Origin of the sequence: Streptomyces sp. KR80, from assembly GCF_052245555.1 — a bacterium.
Taxonomy (GTDB): Bacteria; Actinomycetota; Actinomycetes; order Streptomycetales; family Streptomycetaceae; genus Streptomyces.
Genome location: NZ_JBQQCD010000032.1, coordinates 21,457 through 46,135, shown reverse-complemented (window position 1 = coordinate 46,135; position 24,679 = coordinate 21,457). Strand labels below are relative to the sequence as shown.

The 24,679-nt window shown below is 70.1% G+C and carries 16 protein-coding genes and 1 pseudogene; 10 read left to right on the top strand and 7 right to left on the bottom strand.

The window, feature by feature from the left end:
* The 3 genes and pseudogenes from ACTWQI_RS28465 to ACTWQI_RS28455 form a co-directional block, all read right to left on the bottom strand.
* Positions 1 to 107: pseudogene (locus ACTWQI_RS28465) on the bottom strand (iron transporter); the annotation flags it as partial.
* Positions 108 to 262: 155 nt separating this feature from the next.
* The gene (locus tag ACTWQI_RS28460; RefSeq protein WP_443274774.1) at positions 263 to 940 is read right to left on the bottom strand and encodes a DUF305 domain-containing protein; all 678 of its coding nucleotides are present in this window, start codon (positions 938 to 940) and stop codon (positions 263 to 265) included.
* Between the two features lie 98 nt (positions 941 to 1,038).
* Positions 1,039 to 1,518: a DUF6153 family protein gene (locus ACTWQI_RS28455; protein ID WP_443274773.1), complete on the bottom strand. Its 480-nt coding sequence runs from the start codon at positions 1,516 to 1,518 to the stop codon at positions 1,039 to 1,041.
* Between the two features lie 244 nt (positions 1,519 to 1,762).
* Here ACTWQI_RS28455 and ACTWQI_RS28450 point away from each other — a divergent pair, with 244 nt between their 5' ends.
* The 3 genes from ACTWQI_RS28450 (at position 1,763) to ACTWQI_RS28440 (ending at position 5,236) form a co-directional block, all read left to right on the top strand.
* On the top strand, positions 1,763 to 2,221 hold the full coding sequence (locus ACTWQI_RS28450) for a hypothetical protein (protein ID WP_443274771.1): 459 nt from the start codon (positions 1,763 to 1,765) through the stop codon (positions 2,219 to 2,221).
* Between the two features lie 553 nt (positions 2,222 to 2,774).
* Entirely contained in the window at positions 2,775 to 3,929 is a 1,155-nt protein-coding gene (locus ACTWQI_RS28445; RefSeq protein WP_443274769.1) for a PLP-dependent cysteine synthase family protein, read from the top strand.
* Positions 3,926 to 5,236, top strand: coding sequence for an MDR family MFS transporter (locus tag ACTWQI_RS28440; RefSeq protein ID WP_443274768.1), 1,311 nt, complete (start codon positions 3,926 to 3,928; stop codon positions 5,234 to 5,236). Before ACTWQI_RS28445 ends, ACTWQI_RS28440 begins: the two co-directional genes overlap by 4 nt.
* A gap of 190 nt (positions 5,237 to 5,426) precedes the next feature.
* Here ACTWQI_RS28440 and ACTWQI_RS28435 read toward each other — a convergent pair whose 3' ends face one another.
* The 3 genes from ACTWQI_RS28435 to ACTWQI_RS28425 form a co-directional block, all read right to left on the bottom strand.
* Entirely contained in the window at positions 5,427 to 5,939 is a 513-nt protein-coding gene (locus ACTWQI_RS28435) for a DinB family protein (RefSeq protein WP_443274767.1), read from the bottom strand.
* 93 nt (positions 5,940 to 6,032) lie between these two features.
* Positions 6,033 to 7,478 (bottom strand): FAD-dependent oxidoreductase, encoded by a 1,446-nt coding sequence (locus ACTWQI_RS28430; protein WP_443274765.1) that lies wholly within the window; start codon positions 7,476 to 7,478, stop codon positions 6,033 to 6,035.
* Positions 7,479 to 7,496: 18 nt separating this feature from the next.
* Positions 7,497 to 8,690, bottom strand: a complete 1,194-nt coding sequence (locus tag ACTWQI_RS28425) for a polysaccharide pyruvyl transferase family protein (protein WP_443274763.1) — start codon at positions 8,688 to 8,690, stop codon at positions 7,497 to 7,499.
* A gap of 210 nt (positions 8,691 to 8,900) precedes the next feature.
* Between ACTWQI_RS28425 and ACTWQI_RS28420 the strand changes: the two genes are divergently transcribed.
* The 5 genes from ACTWQI_RS28420 (at position 8,901) to ACTWQI_RS28400 (ending at position 17,157) form a co-directional block, all read left to right on the top strand.
* Entirely contained in the window at positions 8,901 to 10,265 is a 1,365-nt protein-coding gene (locus tag ACTWQI_RS28420; RefSeq protein ID WP_443274761.1) for a dihydrolipoyl dehydrogenase family protein, read from the top strand.
* Positions 10,266 to 10,607: 342 nt separating this feature from the next.
* Positions 10,608 to 10,841 (top strand): hypothetical protein, encoded by a 234-nt coding sequence (locus tag ACTWQI_RS28415; protein WP_443274759.1) that lies wholly within the window; start codon positions 10,608 to 10,610, stop codon positions 10,839 to 10,841.
* Between the two features lie 551 nt (positions 10,842 to 11,392).
* Positions 11,393 to 13,201 carry a thiamine pyrophosphate-requiring protein gene (locus ACTWQI_RS28410; protein WP_443274757.1) on the top strand — a complete coding sequence of 603 codons (1,809 nt, stop codon included), beginning with the start codon at positions 11,393 to 11,395 and terminating at the stop codon, positions 13,199 to 13,201.
* Positions 13,202 to 13,804: 603 nt separating this feature from the next.
* Positions 13,805 to 15,910 (top strand): bifunctional polysaccharide deacetylase/glycosyltransferase family 2 protein, encoded by a 2,106-nt coding sequence (locus ACTWQI_RS28405; protein ID WP_443274755.1) that lies wholly within the window; start codon positions 13,805 to 13,807, stop codon positions 15,908 to 15,910.
* Entirely contained in the window at positions 15,904 to 17,157 is a 1,254-nt protein-coding gene (locus ACTWQI_RS28400) for an LCP family protein (RefSeq protein ID WP_443274776.1), read from the top strand. Before ACTWQI_RS28405 ends, ACTWQI_RS28400 begins: the two co-directional genes overlap by 7 nt.
* Positions 17,158 to 17,198: 41 nt before the next feature.
* Here the strand turns inward: ACTWQI_RS28400 and ACTWQI_RS28395 are convergent, their stop codons facing one another.
* Positions 17,199 to 17,993: a VOC family protein gene (locus ACTWQI_RS28395; RefSeq protein ID WP_443274753.1), complete on the bottom strand. Its 795-nt coding sequence runs from the start codon at positions 17,991 to 17,993 to the stop codon at positions 17,199 to 17,201.
* 418 nt (positions 17,994 to 18,411) lie between these two features.
* Between ACTWQI_RS28395 and ACTWQI_RS28390 the strand changes: the two genes are divergently transcribed.
* Both ACTWQI_RS28390 and ACTWQI_RS28385 read left to right on the top strand, forming a co-directional pair.
* On the top strand, positions 18,412 to 19,335 hold the full coding sequence (locus tag ACTWQI_RS28390) for a glycosyl hydrolase family 18 protein (protein WP_443274751.1): 924 nt from the start codon (positions 18,412 to 18,414) through the stop codon (positions 19,333 to 19,335).
* Between the two features lie 307 nt (positions 19,336 to 19,642).
* Positions 19,643 to 24,196, top strand: coding sequence for a glycoside hydrolase family 2 TIM barrel-domain containing protein (locus ACTWQI_RS28385; RefSeq protein ID WP_443274749.1), 4,554 nt, complete (start codon positions 19,643 to 19,645; stop codon positions 24,194 to 24,196).
* Positions 24,197 to 24,679 lie beyond the last annotated feature (483 nt).

Here is a 24,679-nt window from a genome sequence, read left to right as displayed (position 1 = left end):
GTCCCGTACCAACTGTCCGGCGGAATCGCGGCGCTGATGTCGAACGCCTTCGTCTCCAGACCCGGCAGGAAGCGCGCCTCCTGCAGATCGTGGAAGCCGTACGCCAGCCTGGCGCCATCGAGCCCGCGACCCGCGCCGACGGCAGCAGCACCGACGTCACCAGCGGCTCGACGAAGACCTCGCCGTCGCTGGCGGCCAAGCGCTACCAGCTGTTCACGGGCCACCGCAGCGAGGGCAATCTGCGGCTCTACCGCAAGTACGGCTATGCGCCGGTCGCCACGGAGCAGGTGTCGCGCCGACTGAGCCTGATCACTCTGGAGAAGTCGGCGTCGGCCGACTGGCCCTTGACCACGGCGGCGGCGAGCTTCTGGGCGTCGGCGTTACGGCCGTCCTTCTGCTCTGTCTCGGCCATCTCGATGGCGCCGTTGTGGTGCTCGATCATCATGCGGGCGAACTCGCGGTCGAAGTCCGTGCCCTTGGCGGCCTCGAGCTTCTTCATGTCGTCGTCGGACATCATGCCGGGCATGCCCCCGCCGCCATGGCCCGCACCGTGGTCCATGTCGGCCGATTCCGGCTTGCCCCAGGCCTTGAGCCAGCCCTGCATGGTCTTGATCTCGGGGTCCTGGGCGTCCTCGATCTGCTGCACCAGCTTCTTGATCTCTGGGTCCGACGCCCGGCCGTCGGCCAGCTCGGACATCTCCAAGGCCTGCTGGTGGTGCGGGATCATGCCCTGGGCGAACGTCACATCGGCGTCGTTGAAGGCGCCGGCGCCGGTCGAGTCGCCGGACTCGGCGGGCGCGGAGGAGCTGCTGCCGTGGTTCATGCCCGGCATGCTGTCGTCGCCGCAGGCGGCGAGGAGGAGGGCTCCGGAGGCGACGACGCCGGCAACGGCGAGACGGCGCCGCGGGGCACGGCGGGACGTGCGCAGATACGCGTTCATGGTGGATGTACCTCGTGATGTCTGGTGTGCGGATTGATTGACTGCGTGATCGAGTCCGCGGACGGGCACGCCAGGCGCGTCCGCGGTGGCCGAGCGGCCTATATCCGCAGCACAGACAACTGAGCGAGGCTGGGCCCGCTGGGCCCGCGAGGCGGTGGCGCCTCGGGCCGGAGTGACGCGAGGACCGCAGCGGTCAGGTTCGTCCACCCGAGGCGCTCCCGCGCCAGGGCCAGGCGGAGAAGGACGGCCAGCAGCAGAGAGCTGAGCACCGCCAGGCACACCGACATCGAGTCCATTCCGTCGCTGGGCACCTGAGTGTTCAGCGACGCTGCCCCGTGCTCCCGCTCCTCCATGGTGAGGACGAACGAGTGAGCATCCCCGGTCTCGGTGGAGTGGTCCGGTCCCATCGCCTTGGGCTCGGCTGCGGCCGAGTGGGCGGAGAGGGCACCGGCATGTGCACCGGATTGGTCGTCGGGATGCCCGAGGGTGTGCATCGCGAAGACGGAGAACGCGAGCACGAGCATCAGCAGCAGGTGTCCCCAGGCACCTGCTGCTCTCGTGTTGCGCTTCGTTCTCACGCGTCGACCTCCGCCATCGACTGTAACGGCACTCCCGAGGACGCGGGGGACGAGTCGCCCGGCGGGCGGGTACAGGGCGGCGAAAGGTGCCGGCGCGGCGTGCACGATCGTGCGAGTGAGTGCGTCTTGCGTCGTCGACGTCAACGCACCAGGCACAACAACGACGTTATCGACGTTGGCCAATTCGCATACTGTTCAGCGAGCTGTGCGCGAGCCGTGGTCCGGGTGCGGTTAGGATCACGGCATGGTCACGGTCCGGCCGACATCCAGCCTGTCGCGGACCCGCCGCACGGCGGCGGGTCTGTTGCGCATGTCATGGCTGGCCGCGTTGTTGCTGGGCCTGTTGTACACGCACGGCGTCAGCGGTGAGAGCGCCGCCGCGCACATGGCCACCGGCCCGGCCTCGACGGCCGCTGCCGCCCCGCATGCCGTCCCCGCGCATCCGGTGGACGGCGGGACAGCGTCCGAGCACTCCGACGACCGTCACGAGCGTGCTCCCGCCCATCACGACGACGAGGCGGGGCATGCGGGGCCGAGCTGCCTGTCCGGGAAGCCCCAGCAGGGGGCCGACCTGCCGGTGCCCTGCACCACCCCGAGCGTCGTCCCCGCCACGCAGGCTCGGACCGGGGCGCTCGAGCGACCGGTCGAGACCGGGTCGGTGGTGCCACGACCCGAGAGAGCATCTGCGATTCTGCGGATCTAGAGGCCCGGCGTCTCCGAACTGGCCAGGGCCGAGTCGGCAGCACGCTGCGTCTGCCGGTCACTGATCGGGTGCGGCCAGTTCCGATGCCTGTCGGGCCGCCGTCCCATGCTCCTTGACGCGGAGCGAACGGCCCTTCCCGGCACCTTTCCGTTGCCCGTCTGCCTCCCCCAACTATCGCTGGGTGGGGGTACCCCCCGGGCGTTAGTCCCCCTGGGCCTGGCGGCCCGGGCGGGGGTCCCCCCGGCGGTAGCTGGGGAAGTGCCCCCAGGGGGAGTACCCCCAGCCCGCCGCGCGTCCGGGTCCACCCGCCGCGGCTGTCGTACGGAGCATCCGTGACGTCTACCTCCCTTGTTCCTTCCGGCCCCGCGGCCACTTGCATCCAGACCCCGCCGGCGCGGCCACAGAATCCGGCCGCACGAGATGAGCATCTGCACCTGCATCCCGTACAGACGACCGAGAGCGAATGATGCACTCACCTACCCCCACAACCTCCCCCGTCCGCTCGACCCGTTCCGGGTCCGCCGCACCCGCGTCCACGCAGTCCGGACACGGCATGTACGGCCTGTCCGGGCTGGTCGGCAACACCCCGCTCCTTCGGGTGTCCGAACCGCTCGCCCCTGCGGGACGCGGCTTCTGGGCGAAGCTGGAGGGCTTCAACCCCGGCGGCATAAAAGACCGTCCCGGCCTGCACATGGTCGAACGTGCCCGCGCGCGCGGCGACTTGCGCCCCGGCTGCCGGATCATCGAGTCCACCAGCGGCACCCTCGGCTTGGGGCTCGCCCTCGCCGGCATGGTCTACGGCCACCCGGTCACCCTGGTCACCGATCCCGGACTCGAGCGGTCCATGACCCAGCTTCTGACGGCGTACGGGGCCCAGGTCAACGTCGTCTCCGAGCCGCATCCCGCCGGCGGTTGGCAGCAGGCCCGATGCGACCGCGTGACGCAGTTGATGGCGCAGCACCCGGACTCCTGGTGCCCGGACCAGTACAACAACCCGGACAACGTAGCCGCGTACACCCCGCTCGCCCTGGAACTGGCGTCGGAACTCGGCCACATCGACGTCCTGGTGTGCAGTGTGGGCACCGGTGGGCACTCGGCGGGGGTCTCCCGCGTCCTGCAACAGCTGTATCCCGAGCTGAAGTTGGTCGGGGTGGACACCATCGGCTCGACGATCTTCGGGCAGCCGGCTCGTACGCGCCTGATGCGCGGGCTCGGCTCCAGCATCTACCCGCGCAACGTCGCGTACGACAACTTCTCCGAAGTGCACTGGGTCGCTCCGTCCGAGGCGGTGTGGACCTGCCGGCAACTCGCCGCCTCCCACTACGCCACCGGCGGGTGGAGCGTCGGCGCGGTCGCCCTGGTCGCCGGATGGCTGGCCCGCACCCTGCCCGCGGACACCCGGATCGCGGCGATCTTCCCCGACGGGCCGCAGCGCTATCTCGGGACGGTGTACGACAACGACTACTGCACCGCGTACGGGCTGCTCGACGTCCCGCCGCCCCTCGAACCAGAGGTGATAGGCCGCCTGGACGATAAGGAAGTCACCCGCTGGACCCGATGCAGCACCGTCGTCGACCCCCTCACGCTGTCCGATGTGCAGGTGGGAGAGACGGACGCGGTCGATCTGCTCGCCGAACCCGATGTCCCGGAAGAGATCGAAGCGGTCGAATCCTGCGCCCAGTCCGGTTCGGAGGAGGAGAACAAGTGAAGGGCACCATCGCGCAGGTGCGCTCCTACCCAGGCAGCGTCCAGCTGCTGATGGCGAACCAGTTCACGATCAACCTGGGCTTCTACATGCTGATGCCGTATCTGGCCGCCCACCTCGCGGGGACCCTGGGGCTGGCCGGATGGCTGGTCGGTCTCATCCTGGGCGTACGGAACTTCAGCCAGCAGGGCATGTTCCTGGTCGGCGGCACGCTGGCCGACCGGCTCGGCTACAAGCCAATGATCGTCGCCGGATGTGTGCTGCGCACCGCCGGCTTCGCGACCCTCGGCCTGGTGGACTCGACGCCCGCCCTGCTGGCCGCCTCCGCGGCCACGGGTCTGGCGGGGGCGCTGTTCAACCCGGCGGTGCGGGCCTATCTGGCGGCGGATTCCGGCGACCGGCGGGTCGAGGCGTTCGCGCTGTTCAACGTCTTCTACCAGGCCGGGATTCTGCTCGGCCCGCTGGTGGGCATGGTGCTGACGGGCGTCGACTTCCGCGTCACCTGCCTGGTTTCGGCCGGGATCTTCGCGCTGCTGAGCATCGTGCAGATCCGCGCCCTGCCCGCTCGCCGAGCCGACGACGCGCAGGACCGGAACGCCGGCGGGCGGGAGAGCGTGCTGTCCCAGTGGCGGAGCATCCTGGTCAACCGGCCGTTCCTGCTCTTCTCGGCAGCCATGATCGGCTCGTACGTCATGTCCTTCCAGGTGTACCTCGCCCTTCCCCTGGAGGTCCGACGGGTAGGCGGTGAGGGAGAGTTCGGCACGGCCGCGGTGGCGGTGCTCTTCGCCGTCTCGGGTCTGAGCACGATTCTCTTCCAGACCAAGGTGACCGCCTGGTGCAAGGCCCGCATGGCGCCGGGGCGTGCGCTCACCTGGGGGCTGGTCACGATGGGCGTCGCCTTCGTACCCCTGCTCGTGGCGACGGCGGTGCCCGTGCCGGACGGCGGAGCGGGCCGGTGGCTGCTCGCGGCGGTGCCGCCGACTCTCGCTGCGCTGCTGTTGGCGGTGGGCACGATGATCGCCTACCCCTTCGAGATGGACACCATCGTGCGGCTCTCCGGCGATCGCCTGGTCGCCACGCACTACGGGCTGTACAACACCATCTGCGGCATCGGCATCACCCTCGGCAACCTGCTGACCGGAGCCGCTCTGGACGCGGCCCGCGCGGCGGGCATGTCCGCAATGCCGTGGGTCGCGCTGCTCGCCCTCGGCCTCGTCTGCTCCGCCGCCCTGTACGGACTGCACCGCACGGGCCGTCTGGCGCCGCCGGCGGACAAGGTACGGCCGGAGCCGGAGTTGGCCGCGGCCTGACCCGACCGGTCCAGGGGCGGGCGTCGTGCCGACGCCCGCCCCTCCGGGGCCGCGCTGGGCGCCCACTCTCCAGAACAGCGCGGATCGCCGTCGGCGCCGATCCGCGCGGACCGCTCGTTCCCAGCGTCCATGTATCCGCGGCAGCTTGACGCTGCATCAGGCGGCGCTGATCGTCAGGTCGGAGGACGCGTCAGTAGTAGCCCTTTTCGCCGTCGAGGAGTTCCCGGATGGCATCCGCGTGACCGGCGTGCCGGGCGGTCTCCTCGATCATGTGGAGCAAGATCCACCGCAGGGTCGCGGCAGAAGCACCGAAGTCCGGGTGCCGGCCCACATCATCCAGCGAATGCTCCGCAATGAGCTCGTTCGACACCGCACACTGCCGTTCGTACTCCTTGAGGAGTTGCGCGAGCGGGACGCCTTCGACCCTCAGGTCGGCGTCCTCGGTCGTCTCGTCGAATTGCGGGCCCTTGGCCGGCCTGCCCAGCAAGATGACCTCGAACCAGGTGTGTTCCACCCACCGCATGTGGGAGACGAGGCCCGCCATCGTCATCAGGGGCGAGGCCGGAAGGACGGACCGGTGTGCGTCCGCATCTGACAACCCTGCACATTTCCAGTGGATGATCGCGCGCTGCATGTCCAGCCAGCCGAGCAGCTGAGTTCGCTCGTCGGCACGGTAAGGAGGGCGATTGCGGGGAGGGGTCATGAGCGCCGAAGCTACCGCAGCGGCCATCGTGGAGCACGGGAATTACCGGCCGGTGAAACGGGCGGGCGGGGTGTCGGCGCGAGGGGGACGCGGTCAGTGGGGCGCCGAGGGGGAACTGCCGCGCAGGCCGTGGCGCAGTCGGGCACCCTGCCGCCGCAGCTCGGCCTGGACCGAGGCATGCGGCACGTCCCGCGGGGCGCGCCCGAGGCGTAGGGCCAGGGCGGCGCAGACCCCCGCGGCATGGCCGGTCGCCATCGAGACGGGCATCACGCGGTACGACGAGTGGGCCACGTGCGTACCCGAGATGCAGCGGCCCGCGACGAGCAGACGATCGATGCCCCGGGGCAGCAGACAGCGCAGCGGAATGTCGTAGAAGGTGCCGGGGGGCAGGCGCCTGAGGAGAGTGCCGGTGCCCTGCGGGTTGTGGATGTCGATCGGGTACGCGCCGTGCGCGATGGCGTCCGGGAAGTGCCGGCCCGCCAGAATGTCGTTCCCGGTCAGCAGGTAGTCGCCCATGATGCGGCGGGTCTCCCGGACCCCGATCTGCGTACCGCTCTGCACGACGTAGGACTCCTCGAAGCCGGGTACGTGCGTGCGCAGGAAGCGGTCGATCTGCGCGAGTTGGCGGCGGGCGGTGCACTCGGCGCGGCTCAGGTCCCAGACGTTGGTCCCTACGGCCCTGGTGACGCGGGTGCTGTTGACGCTGACCTCGCCGGGGTGCGGGGTGGCGAAGAACAGGATGTCCTCGCGCGGCAGCTCCAGTTCACCGTCCGCCGTCGCCTCCCTGATGAGGTCCCACAGACCGTGGACGCCGCGCCACTGCTCCGGGTGCCCACGGACGTACTCGGCGAAGCGCGGCTGGAGGAAGTCGACGACCCGGAACATGAGCGTCATCGGCTGGACGAGTCCATCCTCGGGCCGGCCGATCTCGTACGGGGCCCCGGTGGCCGCTGCGATGTCGCCGTCGCCGGTGCAGTCCACGACCACATCGGAGTCGATCACCACCGGCCCCGACTTGGTCTCGAAGACCACCCGTCGGCCGTCGTCGAGCAGCAGCGCCGAGGAGGCGAAGGCGTGGAACAGGAGCCGCACTCCGGCCTCGTCCAGCATTTCCAGTGTGACCAGCTTGAAGATCTCCGGGTCGAACGGCACCGTGTAGCCGGTCTCGAGGGAGGGCGGCACGCAGCCGCCGCGCTCGGTGAGCCGGTCCAGCAGCCGCCACAGGACGCCGGCGACCACCGGGTCGCCCTCGCCGTGATCGGTGGGCAGCAGCCGGAGCTCGTCCCCGGGCAGGGCCTGCTTCTTCTCGTTGTGGAACGACATCAGGGGCATCACCAACGCCACGGTCGCGTTGCCGCCGACGAATCCGTAACGCTCGACGAGGACGACCTCGGCCCCGGCATCGGCGGCGCCGAGCGCGGCTCCGATGCCGGCGGGTCCGCCTCCGACGACGAGTACGTCGGTCCGCCCGCCGAACCGCGCCGACCGCGGTGGCAGCGTGACGGTGCGCTGTTCGTCCGGCGGGCCGAGGATGGGCATCTGCTCCGTCGCCTCCGCTCAGCGCGCCCCGCCCGGGACGGGGCGCAAGTGGGGCCGCCGCTCCTGGATGTCCGCCAGCAGCGCCCCACAGCGTTCGCCGGTCTCCAGGGCGAGCTCGCGCAGCGCCTGGACCCGGCAGTGCAGCTCGTCCCGTCGCTCGGGGTACTCGTCCCACAGCCGGTCCACCTCCGCCAGCAGCAGCCCGGCCTGTTCCCTGGCCACCCCGACGAGCGCGGGAGCGCCCACCCGGCGCGCGAAGTCGAAGACCTTCCCCGCGTAGGGAAGCGGCAGGAGCGGTACGCCGGAGACCGCCGCGAAGATCAGGAAGTGCAGCCGCATGCCGACGGCCAGGTCCACATGGCGCATGAAGCCGAGGATCTGCCCGGGGCTGTAGGCGCCGTTGAGGATCCGTCCCCGGTCCGGCGAGGTCATGTGCGAGAGGACCGCATGTGCGTGGCGCACATCCTGGCGCTCCATCGGCATGAACACCACGCAGGCGTCGAGACGGTGCACGAGGAAGTCCGCCACGTCCGCGAGCAGCGCGTGGTAGTCGCTCTCGTCCAGGCGCTCGGCCGCCCGGCCCGGTTCGCGTACCGACATGGCCACCAGCCGGGTCCCGGCCGGAATGCCCTCCTCCCGCATCATCCGGTCGGTGAACTGCTCCGCGGAGAGCAGCAGTGCGGGATCGGCGGTGACGGTGACCTCGCGCTCGACGCCGACGTCCTCCAGGACGAGCCGGGACTCCTCGTCCCTGACCACCACCTCGTCCATCTGCGGCAGCACCTTGCGCAGGGCCTCACGGTCGTCGGCGTCGTGCAGCGGGCCGACCCCGACCGCGTAGGCGAACGTCGGGATACCACGCGTGTGGGCGGCCCCCACCAATCGCAGGTAGCGGCGCGCCTGGCCGTCGTAGAGGACTCCGCCGCCGCCGAGAATCAGCAGGTCGAGGCCGGAGAGGGTGGCCAGCACCTGGTTCTGGCTCACGCCTTCCCAGTCCACCACCTCGTCGGCCCGGCGGTGGTTGGCCCGAGTGTGCCTGGCGTCCCGGCTGAAGACGACCACGTGCGCGTCCGCGCATCGGGCGCGCAGGCAGCCGAGCACGCAGGCGAGGATGGACTCGTCACCGATGTTGAAGCCGCCGTACGAGCCGAGCACGCCGACGCGCAGCCCGGGCCTGTCGGCGGGCGGGAACCGGTCGTCTGTAGCGATCACCGTGCCTCCCGGCGCATCGGAGTCGGTCCGAGGCGGCTCGCCGGTGCGGCCGAAGCCGGCACTCGGTGCGCCCCCGCCCGACTGCCCGAGCCCCGGCAGGGCAAACACCGAAGCCGCTCGTCGACGGCCGATCCGCGTGCCGGGCACGGTCCGCCGGGTTCCGGGTACCCGTCTGAAAGACCCGCGGGTATCGAGCCGAGGAGGCCGCTCATGGCGCAGGAGACCGATGTCGTGGTGGTCGGGATGGGAGTGGGCGGCGAGCACGTCTGCGAGCGGCTGGCCGAGGCCGGTCTTGGCGTCGTCGGGGTGGAGGCCGAGCTGGTGGGCGGGGAATGCGCGTACTGGGCCTGCATCCCGAGCAAGATGATGATCCGCGGCGGGAATCTGCTCGCCGAGGCCCGGCGGATCCCCGGCATGGCAGGGCAGGCCCAGGTCGCCCCGCACTTCGGGCCGGTCGCGGCGCGGATCCGGGACGAGGCGACCGACGACTGGAACGACCAGGTGGCCGTGGACCGATTCACCGGCAAGGGCGGGCACTTCGTGCGCGGGCGCGGGCGGCTGACCGGGCCCGGCCGGGTGGAGGTCGACGGTGCGGTGTTCACCGCCCGGCGGGGGGTGGTGCTGGCCACTGGCAGCCGTCCGCGGATCCCGCCGGTGCCGGGTCTTGACCGGGTGCCGTACTGGACGAACCGCGATGCGGTCGCGGCCAAGGAGCCGCCCGGCTCGCTGATCGTGCTCGGTGGCGGCGCGGTCGGCCTGGAGCTCGCCCAGGCGTTCGCCCGCTTCGGCTCCGCCGTGACCGTCGTCGAGGCGACGGAGCGGCTGCTGCCCGCTGAGGAGCCCGAGACCGGCGCGCTGCTCGGCGAGGTGCTGGGCGCGGAGGGGATCACCGTACGCACCGGGGCGCGGGCAGCCGGCGTACGCCATGCCGGGAACGCCTTCCTGGTCGCACTGGACGGTGGCGAGGAGGTCACCGCCGAGCAGCTGCTGGTGGCCACCGGGCGGCGCGCCGATCTGACCGGCCTCGGCCTGGAGACCGTCGGCCTGGACCCGGATGCCCGCGCTCTGGACGTCGACGGGCAGCTGCGGGCCGCGGCCGGTCTGTGGGGCGTCGGCGATCTGACCGGACGTGGCGCGTTCACGCATGTGGCGATGTACCAGGCCGAGATCGTGGTACGCGCCATCCTGGGAAAGCCCGGCCCGGACGCGGACTACCGGGCCCTGCCCAGGGTCACCTTCACCGACCCCGAGGTCGGCTCTGTCGGCCTGAGCGAGCAGGCCGCCCGGGAGCGAGGACTGCGGGTGCGCACCGGCACCGCGCAGGTGCCGTCCTCGGCGCGCGGCTGGATCCACAAGGCAGGCAACCAAGGCCTGATCAAACTGGTCGAGGACGCCGACCGCGGCGTGCTGGTCGGCGCCACCTCCGCCGGGCCGACGGGTGGCGAAGTGCTGTACGGGCTCGCGGTGGCGGTGCAGGCCGACGTCCCGGTCGACCGGCTGCGGCACATGATGTACGCCTACCCCACCTTCCACCGCGGCGTGGAGGACGCCCTCGCCGCGCTGGACCGGGACTGACACCACCTCAGGGCGGCCCGGCCAACGAAGCCAGGACAGATCCAGGCCGCTCGTCGGCGTCAGCTGCCGATGCCGAGGCCGCTCAGCAGCACCAGGACCACAGTGGTGACGCCCTCAGCCCGTGCGCCGCGACCACGGGCTGCCGGGTTGTTCGCGTACGCGGGGAAGTCCCGGCCAGTGCCGGAACGGCCACTGATGCAAGCCGCACGAGTGATTCCTGCCTGCCGGTCGGGTCGGGCTCAACGTGCCGCCGAAGGATCGATGCACCTTCTCGCTACGTTCCATCAGACGCCGATCATCAGGCGCCACCTTGTCCATGCAGTAACGAGGAGTTGATCATTCATGGCCGTGTGCGAGGTCTGCCACAACGACTATGAGATGGCGTTCGAGGTACACGCCGCGGGAGCCGTCCACGTTTTCGACAGCATCGAATGCGCCGCCCAGAGGATGGCGCCGATCTGTGAGAACTGTCAGTGCCGCATCCTGGGTCACGGACTTCAGGCGGACGGACAGTTCTTCTGCTGTGCGAACTGTGCGCGCCAGAGAGGTGTCGCGCAACTCGTGGATCACGCCTGAGCCGCACGTCCGCCGGACCTGAACTCGCACGGCGGGCATGAACCCGGCGGAAGCGGGTACCCCCGCGGCCGGAGGGCGATGCAGCGGCACCGCGCGACCGATCAGGTGTACCCGCGACCGCACCGAAGGCCGTATCGCCGTACGCGGAAGGACGGATCGTGACCACCCCGCAGCCGCCGGGGCGCCCCGGCCCCGCCGATCCGGATCCCGTACCGCCCACACCCGGCCCTACGCCTGGGCCCCCGGCGCCGGAGCCCGGTCCAGGGCCCGGACCGGTCCCGTCCCCCGGGCCCGACCCGGTGCCTCCGTCGCCGCCCGGACCAGGCCCCGATCCCGTACCTCCGAGCCCCCAGCCGCCCACTCCGGGACCCGGGCCCGGTCCCGCACCTGATCCCGTGCCGCCTCCTCAACCTGACGTGCGCCACCACGAACAGACCCGCGGGGCCCGCAGCCCGACGTAATCGCCGCCCGGGTCGCCGCCCGGTTTGTGGGCGCGCTCTGCGGAAACTCGCTGGACGCCGGCTGCTCGGACCGTCCAGGAGGAGAGCATCATGAGGCAGGTCGCCGATTTCGTGCTGGAGCGTCTGCGGGCCTGGGGGGTCCACCGGGTGTTCGGGTATCCGGGCGATGGCATCAACGGCTTGCTCGGGGCATTCGACCGGGCGGACGGAGATCCGGAATTCATCCAGGCGCGGCACGAGGAGACCGCGGCGTTCATGGCCTGCGGCCACGCCAAGTTCACCGGTGAGGTCGGCTGCTGCACGGCCACCTCAGGCCCCGGCGCGATCCATCTGCTCAACGGTCTGTACGACGCCAAGCTGGATCACCAGCCCGTGGTCGCGCTCGTGGGCCAGCAGAAGACGCTCTGTCTGGGCTCGCACTACCAGCAGGAAATCGCCCTGGAGCAACTGTTCGCCGATGTCTCCGAGTACTGCCAGATGGTGGTGCACCCCGGCCAGGCCCGGCACGTCATCGACCGTGCCTTCAAGACCGCGCTCACCACGCGCGGCGTCGCCACCGTCGTCATACCGGAGGACATCCAAGAGGCGAAAGCCCAGCCCTCACCGCCCAAGGCGCACGGCTCCGTGTTCTCCAGCGTCGGCTGGAGCCGGCCGCGGATTCTGCCCGACGAGGACGAGTTGCGCCGCGCGGCGGGCATCCTCAATCAGGGCGAGCGGGTCGCCATGCTGATCGGCCAGGGTGCCGCGGATGCCGAGAGCGAGGTCGTGGAGACCGCGGAGCTCCTCGGGGCCGGCGTCGCCAAGGCACTGCTGGGCCGAGCCGTGCTGCCCGACGATCTGCCGTGGGTCACCGGCCCGATCGGCCTGCTGGGCAGCAAGGCCAGCGACGAGATGATCCAGCACTGCGACACGCTCTTCATGATCGGCACCAGCTTCCCGTACGCCGAGTGGCTGCCGGACGAGGGGCAGGCCAGGGGAGTGGAGATCGACATCGACGGCCGGATGATCGGCATGCGCTACCCCATGGACGCCCACCTGGTCGGTGACGCCAAGGAGACGCTGCGCGCGCTCATCCCGCTGCTGCACCGCAAGGAGGACCGCAGCTGGCGGCGGCGGATCGAGAAGGACGTCCAGGAGTGGAACCGGATCTGCGACAAGCGTGCCGAGCAGCACTTCGGAGGGGTCATCAATCCGCAGGCGGTCGCGGCAGAGCTGTCCTCGCGGCTGCCCGACGGGGCCATCGTGACCGCGGACTCCGGGTCCGGCACCAACTGGTGGGCCCGCAACCTCAAGCTCCGTAAGGGCATGAGCGCCTCCCTCTCCGGCACGCTGGCCACCATGGGCCCGGCGGTGCCGTACGCCATCGCCGCCCGGCTCGCGCACCCCGACCGGCCGGTGATCGCCTTCGTCGGCGACGGCGCGTTCCAGATGAACGGCATGAACGAGATGATCACCGTCAAGCGGTATCTGGACCGCATGACCGGACGGGCACCGCTGATCTTCTGCGTCCTGAACAACCAGGACCTCAACCAGGTCACCTGGGAGCAACGCGCCATGGGAGGCGACCCCAAGTACCCGGCCTCCCAGGAGATTCCCGACGTCCCCTACGCCGCCTTCGCCGAGCTGATCGGTCTCGGCGGAATCCGGTGCGACTCCCCGAAGCGCGTCGGCAGCGCGTGGGACAAGGCGCTGGCGGCGGACCGACCCGTCGTCCTCGAGTTCGCCGTCGACCGGGAGATCGCTCCCATCCCCCCGCACATCACGCTGGAACAGGGCAGGAAGGCGGCGAAGGCCGCGGTACGCGACCCGGAGCGGGCCGGCGTCGCCGCACGGGGAGTGCGCCAGAAGCTCACGGAGTACGCCGAGCACCTGCCCGGCCGTACCCGTGCGAACGTATGATCCGCGCCAACCTCCGGCTCGGGAAGGGGCGAACGAGACGCATACGGCGGCGCCGGCGCGCCGGGCCGCGCGGTACGCGCGTCGGTACGGCGCGCAGCGCGGGCTGACCGGCGGCACCCGAGGAGCTCGTTCGTGACCCGTCACGGCGGAGGTGCGGGCCGTCGGCCGCAAGATCGTGTGTCGCGTCGTCAGACCGGCCTCGAACGAAAACACGGCGGTTCACACTCGCATACGAGGCTAGTTAGACTCCCCCCTCATGCGAACCACCCCCCACAGTAATAAGTTTCGCGTGCAGCACAACCGTCCGATATTCATGGAGAGTTCAGGTCGACGCAGAAAGTTCCTGCGGTTCGCGGCAGTGGCCCTGGGAGGCGCGTGCACCGGATATCTGCTGCTGGTCGCGGTACTGATCGGAGGGCTGCAACAGCCCTCCGGGAAGCAACCGCCGAATACGAAGGAGCCGCTGCAAACCGGACCCGCCCGACACGAGACCGGCGCCCCGACGGGTTCCGCCTCCCCTGATTCGGCTTCCCGTCCCGACACCGGTCGTCGCGGCTCCCCACCGTCCGCCCCTGGGCGGACGCCGCACGAACGCGCGGGCAGGTGAGTCCCCGGCACGCGCTGCGTCGTCCTCCACGCGGGCACTGGCTGCTGTTGGTGCTCATCCTTCCGGCGGTCACCGCTGCTCTGCTCTTCGAAGGCTGGATCACTCATGAGGTCGACGCCGCGCGGACGAAGCGTCCGTGCAGCAGACCCATACCGAAGTCCGCGGACACCGGAGAGCCGGTGCTGCGCCTCACCGCTGACCGGATCGAGACGGCGGGCATGCCTGCCCGTACCGCCGCGCTCACCTTCGACGGGGGCCCCGACCCCGTATGGACGCCGCGCCTGCTCGACCTGCTGCGCAAGTACCGGGCGCAGGCCACCTTCTTCGTCTACGGGGCCCAGGTCGCCCGCCATCCCGAGCTGGTGCGGCGGATCCGCGACGAAGGCCACGAGATCGGCTCGTACACCTACTCCGGTGGCGATCTGGGCGCGGCGTCGCTCATCCGCTCCCGGATGGAACTGTCGCTCACGCAGACGGCATTGGCGGGCACCGCGGGCGTCAACACCAGGCTGCTCCGGCTGCCGCACACCACCGCGGCCGACACGCTGTGCGGCGCCGAGTGGACGGCGGCGCGGCGCGCGGCCGCGCAGGGATACCTCATCGTCGCAGCCGACCGAAAGTCCCGCAGACCGTCAGAGGGTGTGGTGCGGCAGTACAGCCATACCGACCTCGGGTACCACGAGGCGGAGGCGCTGCTCCGCAACCGGAACGTCCATCGGTTCACCACGGTCACGGCCGGGCTCGGGCGGCTCTCCTTCGTCACTCCCGTTCCGCTGGCCCAGCGTCTGGAAGGCGAGGGGCTGATCTGGGCGCAGGCTCTCGGGCACGCCTTCACGCGCATGATGGCCTGGGCACTGGGGATCGTGGGCGCGTTGGGGGTGCTGCGGCTGGCCCTGCTCGCACTCTTCGCGCGCACGCATGTGCGGCGCCTGGCCAGCTATCGACCCGGTGCGCCCCGGCTGAGGGAGGTGACCGAGCCGGTGACGGTGCTGGTGCCCGCGTACAACGAGGAGGCGGGCATCGCCGCCACTGTGCACTCGCTCCTCGCATCCACGCACCGGTACCTCCAGATCGTCGTCATCGACGACGGGTCGACGGACCGTACGGCGGACATCGTCGACGCCATCGACGACCCGCGGGTCACGGTGGTGCGGCAGCCCAACGGCGGCAAGCCGAGAGCCCTCAACACCGGCCTGGCTCATGCGCGTTATGACATCGTCGTCATGGTCGATGCGGACACCGTCTTCGAACCGGAGGCGCTGTACCGGCTCATCCAACCGCTCGCCCACCCCGCGATCGGCGCGGTCAGTGGGAACACCAAGGTCGGCAACCGGCGCCGGCTGCTGGGCAGATGGCAGCATCTGGAGTACGTCGTCGGGTTCAACCTGGACCGGCGGATGTTCGACGTCCTCGAGTGCATGCCGACGGTCCCCGGCGCCATCGGCGCCTTCCGCCGGGACACGCTGATGGGTATCGGCGGCGTCAGCGACGACACCCTGGCCGAGGACACCGACCTCACCATGGCTCTGTGGCGGGCGGGCTGGCGGGTGGTCTACGAGGAGTCGGCGGTCGCCTGGACCGAAGTGCCCGGCAGCCTGCGTCAGTTGTGGCGGCAGCGGTACCGCTGGTGCTACGGCACCCTGCAGTCCATGTGGAAGCACCGGCGCGCCGTGATCGAACTGGGCCCGGCCGGGCGCTTCGGCCGCCGCGGGCTGGCCTATCTCGCCCTGTTCCAGGTCGTCCTGCCGCTGCTCGCTCCGGTGGTCGATGTCTTCGCCGTCTACGGGGTGTGCTTCCGCGATCCCACCCAGGCGATCGCGGTCTGGCTCGGCTTCCTCGCCGTGCAGCTGATCACGGCGGGGTACGCGCTGCGGCTGGACGGCGAGCGGCTGCGCGCGCTGTGGCCGTTGCCGCTCCAGCTGTTCGTCTTCCGGCAGTTGCTGTATCTGGTGGTCATTCAGTCCGTGGCCACCGCTCTGCTCGGCACCCGGCTGAAGTGGCACCGTATGCGCCGCTCCGGCATGGCCGACCCGAACCTGTTCGAGGAGCCGGACCCGCAGCGGAGCCTGTCGTCGAAGCAGCCGAAGGGAGTCGGATCGTGAGGGATCCGCTGAACCGGTGGGTCGAAGGTGACCCATACGACACCGCGGGGGCCGGATACGACGGGTTCGCGGTCTTTCAGTCCGGCTCTCCGGACCGCGCGGCGACCGGGGCCGGCCCGGACCCTGCGGACGCACTCGCTCCGCGACCCGGCAGCGACGCCGAGTACAGCGATCACGGCAACGCCTCCCGCTACGGCCCCAGGGGTTCTCGCGCCCGCCGGCCCAAGCGGCGCCGCCCCGTGCGGCGGACGGCGATCGCGCTGCTCACCGTGGTCCTGGGCACCTCCCTCGGCACGTATTCCTGGGCCGACACGAAGCTCGACCGCGACGTCGACCTCAACACGTTCGGTATCCGGCCCCCGGCCGGCGAAGGCACCAACTACCTCATCGTGGGCTCCGACAGCCGCGAAGGCCTCTCCGAGCAGGACAGGAAGGAGCTGCACACCGGCTCGCCGGGAGGCCGCCGTACCGACTCGATGATCGTGCTGCACACCGGCGCCCACGGCACCACCATGGTCAGCCTCCCGCGCGACTCCTGGATCACCATCCCCGGCTACACCAGCCCCGCCACCGGCAAGCGTTCGGCGCCGACGAAGGACAAGCTGAACGCGACCTTTGCGTACGGCGGTCCCCAACTGCTCGCCCGCACGGTCGAGCACAACACCGGGCTGAGGATCGACCACTACGCGGAGATCGGCTTCGCGGGCTTCGTGAACATCGTCAACGCCGTCGGTGGCGTCCCGATCTGCCTCGACAGGGACATCAAGGACGAGAAGTCGGGCTCCGACTTGAGGAAGGGCTGCCAGGTCCTCGACGGCACCGAGTCGCTCGCGTTCGTCCGCCAGCGTCACCAGGAGGCCCAGGGCGATCTGGGCCGCACCCGGAATCAGCGGAAGTTTCTGTCCGCCCTCGCTCACCGGGCCGCCGCACCGGACACCGCGCTCAACCCGTTCGAGCTCTACCCGGCCCTGAGCGCCGGTCTTGACACCCTCATCGTCGACCGCGGAATGAGCCTCAGGGACCTCATGTCGATGTTCCAGGCGGTCCAGAGCGCAACCGGCGGACGCGGACGGCAGGTCAGCGTGCCCGTGGCCGACCTCGGTTTCTCGACGCCCAAAGGCAGCGCCGTGCGGTGGAACATGGCACAGGCGAGAAAGCTCTTCGGTGAGCTGAAGCACGACCGGCCGGTGAGCCTCACCGAGAAGGGATCTGCCGGCCGGTCATTCGCCCATCACGCGGCGGAGTAGCCGTATGGAGGGGATGTCGGGGATGTCGCCCCAACGAGGTGTCAGGCGGAGGGCGGGGGCACCGGGGTGATGAGCGCGAAGGGCGCTCCCTGGGGGTCCTGAACCACGGCCATCCGTCCCGCCATCATGTCGAAGGCGGGCTTGAGCACCGTGCCGCCGAGGGAGGTCAGCTTCGCCACGGCGGCATCGGTGTCGTCGACGGCGAAGTAGACCATCCAGTGCGACGGGGTGCCGGGCGGTACCCCCTCGGGCATGTCCTGCATCCCGCCGACCGTACGGCCGTTCACGGTGAGGGCGAAGTAGCCTTCGGCGCCTTCCATGGGAGAGGTCTCGATGCCGAGTGCGCGGGAGTAGAACGGCATGGCCGTGCCGCGGTCGGTGGTGTTGAGCTCGTTCCAGACCATCGCACCGTTCTCGCCGGTGACTCCGGCGCCGGGGAAGTCCTTGGCCTCCCAGACGCCGAAGACGGCTCCTGCAGGGTCGATGGCCACCAGCATCCGCCCCAGGGTCATCACATCCATGACCGGCATCATCACGGTGCCGCCGTTGCGGTCGATCGCCTCTTGGGTGGCGCTCGCGTCCGAGGAGGCGAAGTAGGTGGTCCATACGGTCGGTGGGACGGGCTCGTCCTCGGGCATCGACTGCGCGGACATGATCCCGCCGACCGGCATGCCGCGCAGGGAACACACCGAGTATCCGCCGGTCTCGGGTGGTCCGATCTCACCGGTCCAGCCGAGCAACTGCCCGTAGAAGTCGAGGGCGGCCTGCTGGTCGGGGACGACGAGATCGACCCAGCAGGGTGTGCCGGGCTGGTAAGAGTCGGTGACTTCGGGCATCGGTGCCTCCGGGGCGCGTCACGGCTGTCGGGTCCGTCGTAAAGGAACCCCCTGCCGCCACCCTCTCCGTGAGAGCTCGCTCCCGCCACTCGGCAGCCCCCGCGCGGTACCCCTGCGGGGTCACATCTGCGGCGTCAGGCGCGTGCGGGAGCAGATCTTGATGTCGAACGCATGGCCTAATGCACTTCCGGTCTTTTACGTACTGAAGGCTGTTCGGCATACCCCGGCGGGGTATATGGCCAGATCAGATCCCGGCGGGAACCGGGGTTGGGGAAGCGGCTGGTCAACCCTTGGGCCCCGGTCGGCCGGTGCTCGCCAGCGCGTCGATCGGACTCCCGGCGCACCAACTGCAGGTCTAGACCTGGGCATTGGGGTCCACGAGAATGTCGCCGACCGCGAACCGAGTGAGAGGGTGACCATGAAGCGACTGAGCGCCATCCTCACGGCCCTGCTGGTGGTTCTGTTCTGCGTGCTGCATACGGCACCCGCCGGAGCGGCGGCGTCCAAGCGCGTCGTCACGTACTACCAAACGCAGTACTCCAACAACCAGTACGTCTCACCGCTGGGCCTGACCGAGCACAAGACCGGGGTCACCAACCTGATCGTGGGAGCGGTCCACCTCAACGACATCAACGGGCCGTACAAGCCGGTGCACCTCAACGACGACCCGCCGAACGCGCCGAAGTTCGACCAGATGTGGCGCGACCTGAAGACCATGCAAGGCCAGGGCGTCAAGGTACTGGCCATGGTCGGCGGCGCAGCGGCCGGCAGCTTCACCCGCCTGGACACCCAGTTCGACACCTACTATCCGCTGCTGCGGGACTTCATCCGGACCTACGGGTTGGACGGCGTGGATCTGGATGTGGAAGAGCGGATGTCGCTGGCCGGGGTCGAGCGGGTGATCGACAGCCTGCGTGCCGACTTCGGTGCGGGCTTCCTGATCACGCTCGCACCGGTGGGCACGGCGCTCAGCGGCGGCGGAAACCTGTCCGGCTTCGACTACGAGCAGCTCTACCGGGATCGTGGCCGGGACATCGCCTGGTTCAACGCCCAGTTCTACAACGGGTGGGGCAGCATGTCCTCGACCGCCAGCTATGACCGCATCGTCGGCCGCGGGCTGATCCCGGCGGACAAGGTGGTCGCCGGGGTACTGACCAATGCCGCCAACGGCGGCAGCGGCTATGTGGACCTCCCCACGCTCAAGTCGACCCTCGCCAACCTGGTCAAGAAGTACCCGGACTTCGGTGGGGTGGACGGGTGGGAGTATTTCAACTCCCAGCCCGGTGGCACCGCCGCGCCGTGGCGGTGGGCAGCCGAAGTCTCCGGCGCCATGGCGAGGTAGCGGGACGTCCCTCGCTCCTCAGACGCTGCCGGAAACCGAGCATCAGGACGGAGGCAACGGCTGCGCCACCACCACACCTTGGGCAGGGCGCTCGTCGCCGTGACGGCACCCCCGCGGACACCCCGTACCCCCTGCTGATGCCCACACCAGGCGTCCGCTCCGGACCGTGACTCCGAGGCCGCTGACCGCGTAGTCCGGGGTGACTTCCACTGGCTCGCACATCTTGGAACACGAGAGCATGTTCGGTACCGTGCGGGCCTGTTGATTCTGGAGCGCGATTCACGCCCGCAGAAGGGTGGACCACCAGATGCCCCGACTCCGCCGAACATTCCGTGGGCTTGCCGTGCTGGCCCTTGCCGCGGCGCTGGCGGCGCCCATCCCCTCAGCGGAGGCGATCGGCGCCGCGTCTCCTCCCGGGGACGTGTACAAGCTGCTGGAGGACCCCGAGGCGACCGGGATCGGACAGGAGCCGGCACACGCCGAGCTGACTCCGTACGCCGACACCAAGAGCGCGCTCGAGAGCGGGGCGGACAGCCCATGGACCGAGTCGCTCGACGGCACGTGGAAACTCCACCTCTCCGACCGCCCCGAGGACGTCCCCAAGGGATTCCCCGCGGAGGGCTACGACACGGGTGGGAGCGGTTGGCGCAGCGTCCGGGTACCGCACACATGGCAGTCCGACGGCCTCGACCACCCGATGTTCCGCAACATCCCAACTGAGATGTACCCGGACGACCCGCCGAAGGTCCCGCACGACGTCAATCCCACCGGGGCCTACGTCCGCACCTTCGAGCTACCCGAGAGCTGGCAGAAGCGGGAGACGTTCCTGCGCTTCGAGGGCGTCACCAGCGGCTACCTGGTCTGGGTCAACGGCGCGTACGTCGGCTACGACCAAGGTGGCTACACACCCGCCGAGTTCGACATCAGCGAGCACCTGCACCCCGGGAAGAACACCATCGCCCTTCAGGTCCACCGCTGGGGCTCGGGAGCCCACCTGGAGGACTACGACCAGTGGCGATTCGCGGGCATCTTCCGCTCGGTCGGTCTGTACTCGACTCCCGCGACCTACATACGCGATGTCACCATCAAGACCGATCTGGACGCCGAATACCGTGACGCCCGGCTCTCGGCGGACGTCGAGGTGGCTGCCAAGGGTGCGTCCGGAGACCGCAAGCGGAAGGTCACCGGCACGCTCTACGACCAGCGCGGACACAAGGTGACAACGATATCCGGCACGGTGGATCCCAGCGACGGTGCCGCGTCCGCCACTCTCAGCGGCAAGGTCACCGCGCCGGCCAAGTGGACCGACGAGACGCCCAACGTCTACACCCTGGTCGTCCAACTCGCCGATGCCGACGGCAAGGTCACCCACACGACCGCTCAGCCGGTCGGCTTCCGCGACATCGAGATCAAGAACGAGCAACTCCTCGTCAACGGCGAGCGCATCCTGATCAAGGGCACCAACCGCGCCGAGACGGACCCCAAGACCGGCCGTCACGCGACCCGCGAGCGCACCGCGTCCGACGTCTCCCTGATGAAGCAGCTCAACATCAACGCGGTGCGCACGTCCCACTACCCCTCGGACCCGTATCTGTACGAGCTGGCCGACAAGCAGGGCCTGTGGATCGACGACGAGGTGGACATCGAGACCCACCACCACGACGGCTGCCCGGACAATTGCCTGGCCGAACGGCCCGAGTGGCAGAAGGCGTTCATGGACCGCTTCACAGCGATGTACGAGCGGGACAAGAACCACCCCAGCGTGTTCATGTGGGACACCGGCAACGAGGCGGGGCTCGGCAAGGCGCACTACGCGATGGCCGACTTCCTCGAGAAGAACGACCCCGACCGTCCCGTCTACCACCAGCCCAACTCGCCGGACGGCGACGCCCCGTTCGCCGACGTGTGGGGTCCGCGCTACCCCTCGCCCACGGGTCTCGAGGACAAGGCGAAGTCCACCCGCAAGCCGATCATCATGGGCGAGTACGCCCACGCCATGGGCAACTCGCTCGGAAACTTCCGGGAATTCTGGGACGTGGTCCGCAAGTATCCTCAAGTCCAGGGCGGCTTCATCTGGGACTGGGCGGAGCAGAACATGGCCCAGCCGATCGTCACCACCCCCGACGCATCCGGTAACGACATCCTGGCGTCCGTCATGGGCAAGCCCGACCACGTGGACGGGGATGGCGGAGGCAAGGCGCTCGACCTGTCCGGGCTCGACGACTGGGTCGAGGTCTACCGGGACCCGAAGCTCGACGCGGTCTCCGACGCCCTCACCGTGGACGCCCGGGTCAAGCCTGGCGACTGGACCGGTATGTTCACCATCGTCGCCAAGGGTGACCACAACTATGCGCTGCAGATGAAGGACAAGGACACCCTGGAGTTCTTCGTCTACGGCGACGGCGGCTGGCACACCGCGTCCGCCGATGTGCCGGGCGACTGGTACGGGTCGTGGCACCGCGTCTCCGGCACCTTCGACGGCACGGCGGTGAAGCTGTTCATCGACGGCAAGGAGGCGGCCTCCACCGCCTGGAGCGGCACCATCAGCTACTCCGCCCAGCCGGTGAACATCGGCCGCGACGCCGAGAACGACCTGGAGAACATCCAAACCCGGATGTCGCACGGCACCATCGACCAGGTCCGCATCTACCACAGGGCGCTGACGCCCGATCGACTCGACGCCGATCCGAAGACCGACGCCGAGCTCGCGCTCGACTTCGACACGCTCAAGCAGGAGGGCGAGTACCTGTCCTTCGGGGCCGGGCCCGGCGGTGTCGACGGCGTGGTCTCCTCCGACCGCACCGTGCAGCCCGAGGCCCGCGCCATGGCCGCCGTGCACGCACCGCTGCGGATCTCGTCCGCCGTGCCCGCGACCGGCCGGATCAGCGTGCTCAACGAGCGCTCCTTCACCGGCACAGGCGACCTGCGGCTGCGCTGGCGGGTCACGGAAGGGGACAGGAAGCTGGCGGACGGCACCCGGGCGCTGGACATCGCACCCGGTGAGCGCAAGGAGATCGCCCTGCCCAGGCCGCCCGCCAACCCCAAGGACGCGGACCGGCAGCTGACCGTGGAGGCGGTGGCCGAGGACGGCGGGCACCTCGTCGCCGTCGAGCAGTTCGACCTCGGCGGCAGCCAGCTCGCGGGCGTGGTGCAGGCGCAGGCGCCCGGCAAGCTCACGACGAAGCAGGACGGGTCACGGCTCACCGTGTCCGGCGACGGCTTCTCGTACTCGTTCGACCGGGACAGCGGTGCGCTGGTGTCCGCGAAGGCCGCCGGGCGCGAGCTGATCTCCGCAGGTCCCGAGCTGGACGCCTGGCGGGCGCCGGTCAGCAACGAGATGTGGGGCGAGGGGGGCGAATGGCGGGCCGCCGGTCTCGACCGGCTCCGCACCAAGCCCGGCAGGGTGACGGTGGACGAGAACGGGCCCGGCCGCACTGTCGTCGTCACCGTGCCCGCCACCGTGGCGGCACGCGGTGTCGAGGGGTCCTCGTTCGAGCAGACCGTCCGCTACACCGTGGGCGGAGCCGGGGAACTGCAGGTCGACCACCGGGTCGAGGCGCAGGGCAAGGCCCGTGACGTCCCGTACCTCCCCAGGATTGGCCTCTCGCTCCAGGTGCCGGACCGCTACGACCGGTTCACCTGGTACGGGCGCGGCCCGCACGAGAACTACAACGACCGCGAGGACGGGGCACCGGCCGGGGTGTGGTCCACGGACGTGGACAAGCAGTTCTGGAAGTACACCCCGGTGCAGGACTTCGGGAACCACGAGGAGGTGCGCTGGGCGTCGCTGTCCGACGGCACGAGCGGGCTGCTGGTCTCGGCCTCCGAGCGCTTCTCGGCCTCGGTGACGCCGTTCGCCGACATCGACCGCGCCGCGTACCCGTTCGCCGTCCAGCAGAATCCCGACGGCAACACCCTGCACCTGGACCACGCGGTCAGCGGCGTCAGCGAGACGTTCCACACCGTGCTGCCCGAATACCAGGTGAAGCCGAACCGTGAGTACGCGTACTCGTTGCGGCTGCGCCCGCTGACCGCCGCCGAGGCGCGCAGCGGCAAGCCCGGGGGGCCGGTCGTGTGCGCCCCGGAGGCGAAGCTGACGGCCGAGGACACCAGCCTCGCCGCGGGCGATTCCACCCCGGCCGAGCTGACCGTCAGCAACCCGTGCGACACCCCGCTCAAGGGCGTCTCGGCGGCGGTCGACGCGCCTGCCGGCTGGACCGCGGAGCCCGGCTCCGCCACGCTCGGCGACCTGGCGGCCGGGGGGTCGAGGACCGTCAAGACCCGGATCACCCGGGGTGAGGGCACTCCGGACGGGCTGCGGCCCGTCGTCGCCCGGGTCTCGGCCTCGTCCACGGGCGGCGCCCGGGTGGGCACCCAGGCGAGGGCGGTCGTCGACGGCACTCCACCCCCGCCACGCGGAAACGTGCCTGTGTCCGGGCTGGACTTCATCACCGCCGACAACGGCTGGGGCCCGGTCGAACGGGACACCAGCAACGGCGAGTCCGCCGGCGGCGACGGCAAGACCCTCAGCATCGGTGGCAAGACCTACGAGCGGGGACTCGGCGTCCACGCCGACTCGACGGTGGAGGTCTACCTCGGGAGCAACTGCTCGACATTCACCGCCGAGATCGGCCTGGACGACGAAGTGGATCCGAACGGAAGCGTCGTCTTCGAGGTCTACGCCGACGCCAAAAAGGTCTACACCAGCAAGGTCCTCACAGGCCCGGACACCGCCGTGCCCATCGAGGCCGCGGTCACCGGCGCGCAGCGGCTCACGCTTCGCGTCACCGACGGTGGCGACGGCAACGCGCACGACCACGCAGACTGGGGGGCGGCCGTGGTGCATTGCGGAACGAGATGAAGCGGCGCTCGGGCCTCGCCCGCCGTGCGGACGGGGCCTGCGGTGACCGACCGAGGACCGGTGAGGCCGGCTGGGCCTAGGGCCTGTCCGGCCGCCACGTCAACTGGTCGTCGACCCAGTTCTCCTGAGGGTGCCCGACGGCCAGCGCGTGGAACGGGGCTCGCTCACGGGCCACGGACAGGGCCTCCCAGGAGTCGCGATCCCGTAACTACCTGGTGGACGCCTCTCGCGAGGGCATTGAGATCCGGGTCGCGCAGAGCCTGCCGCTGCGCCTCATGGTCTTCGATGAGAGCACCGCGCTCATGGCCATCGACCCCAAGGACAGCTCCGCCGGTGCCATCGCCATGTACGGCAAAGACCTCGTCCGGTCCTTCCAGGCCCTCTTCGACTTCTGCTGGTTCACGGCGGACCCCCTCGAGAGCCTGACGTGCGAACAGGAGGACCGGCCGGTGATTCATCTGACCCCGCAGCAGCACGTCATCC

Excerpts from the sequence above, each read along its gene's own strand:
- ACTWQI_RS28460 (WP_443274774.1), bottom strand. The coding sequence starts at position 940 with ATGAACGCGTATCTGCGCACGTCCCGCCGTGCCCCGCGGCGCCGTCTC.
- ACTWQI_RS28450 (WP_443274771.1), top strand. The coding sequence starts at position 1,763 with ATGGTCACGGTCCGGCCGACATCCAGCCTGTCGCGGACCCGCCGCACG.
- ACTWQI_RS28445 (WP_443274769.1), top strand. The coding sequence starts at position 2,775 with ATGTACGGCCTGTCCGGGCTGGTCGGCAACACCCCGCTCCTTCGGGTG.
- ACTWQI_RS28435 (WP_443274767.1), bottom strand. The coding sequence starts at position 5,939 with ATGACCCCTCCCCGCAATCGCCCTCCTTACCGTGCCGACGAGCGAACT.
- ACTWQI_RS28430 (WP_443274765.1), bottom strand. The coding sequence starts at position 7,478 with ATGCCCATCCTCGGCCCGCCGGACGAACAGCGCACCGTCACGCTGCCA.
- ACTWQI_RS28420 (WP_443274761.1), top strand. The coding sequence starts at position 8,901 with ATGGCGCAGGAGACCGATGTCGTGGTGGTCGGGATGGGAGTGGGCGGC.
- ACTWQI_RS28415 (WP_443274759.1), top strand. The coding sequence starts at position 10,608 with ATGGCCGTGTGCGAGGTCTGCCACAACGACTATGAGATGGCGTTCGAG.
- ACTWQI_RS28410 (WP_443274757.1), top strand. The coding sequence starts at position 11,393 with ATGAGGCAGGTCGCCGATTTCGTGCTGGAGCGTCTGCGGGCCTGGGGG.
- ACTWQI_RS28395 (WP_443274753.1), bottom strand. The coding sequence starts at position 17,993 with ATGCCCGAAGTCACCGACTCTTACCAGCCCGGCACACCCTGCTGGGTC.
- ACTWQI_RS28390 (WP_443274751.1), top strand. The coding sequence starts at position 18,412 with ATGAAGCGACTGAGCGCCATCCTCACGGCCCTGCTGGTGGTTCTGTTC.
- ACTWQI_RS28385 (WP_443274749.1), top strand. The coding sequence starts at position 19,643 with ATGCCCCGACTCCGCCGAACATTCCGTGGGCTTGCCGTGCTGGCCCTT.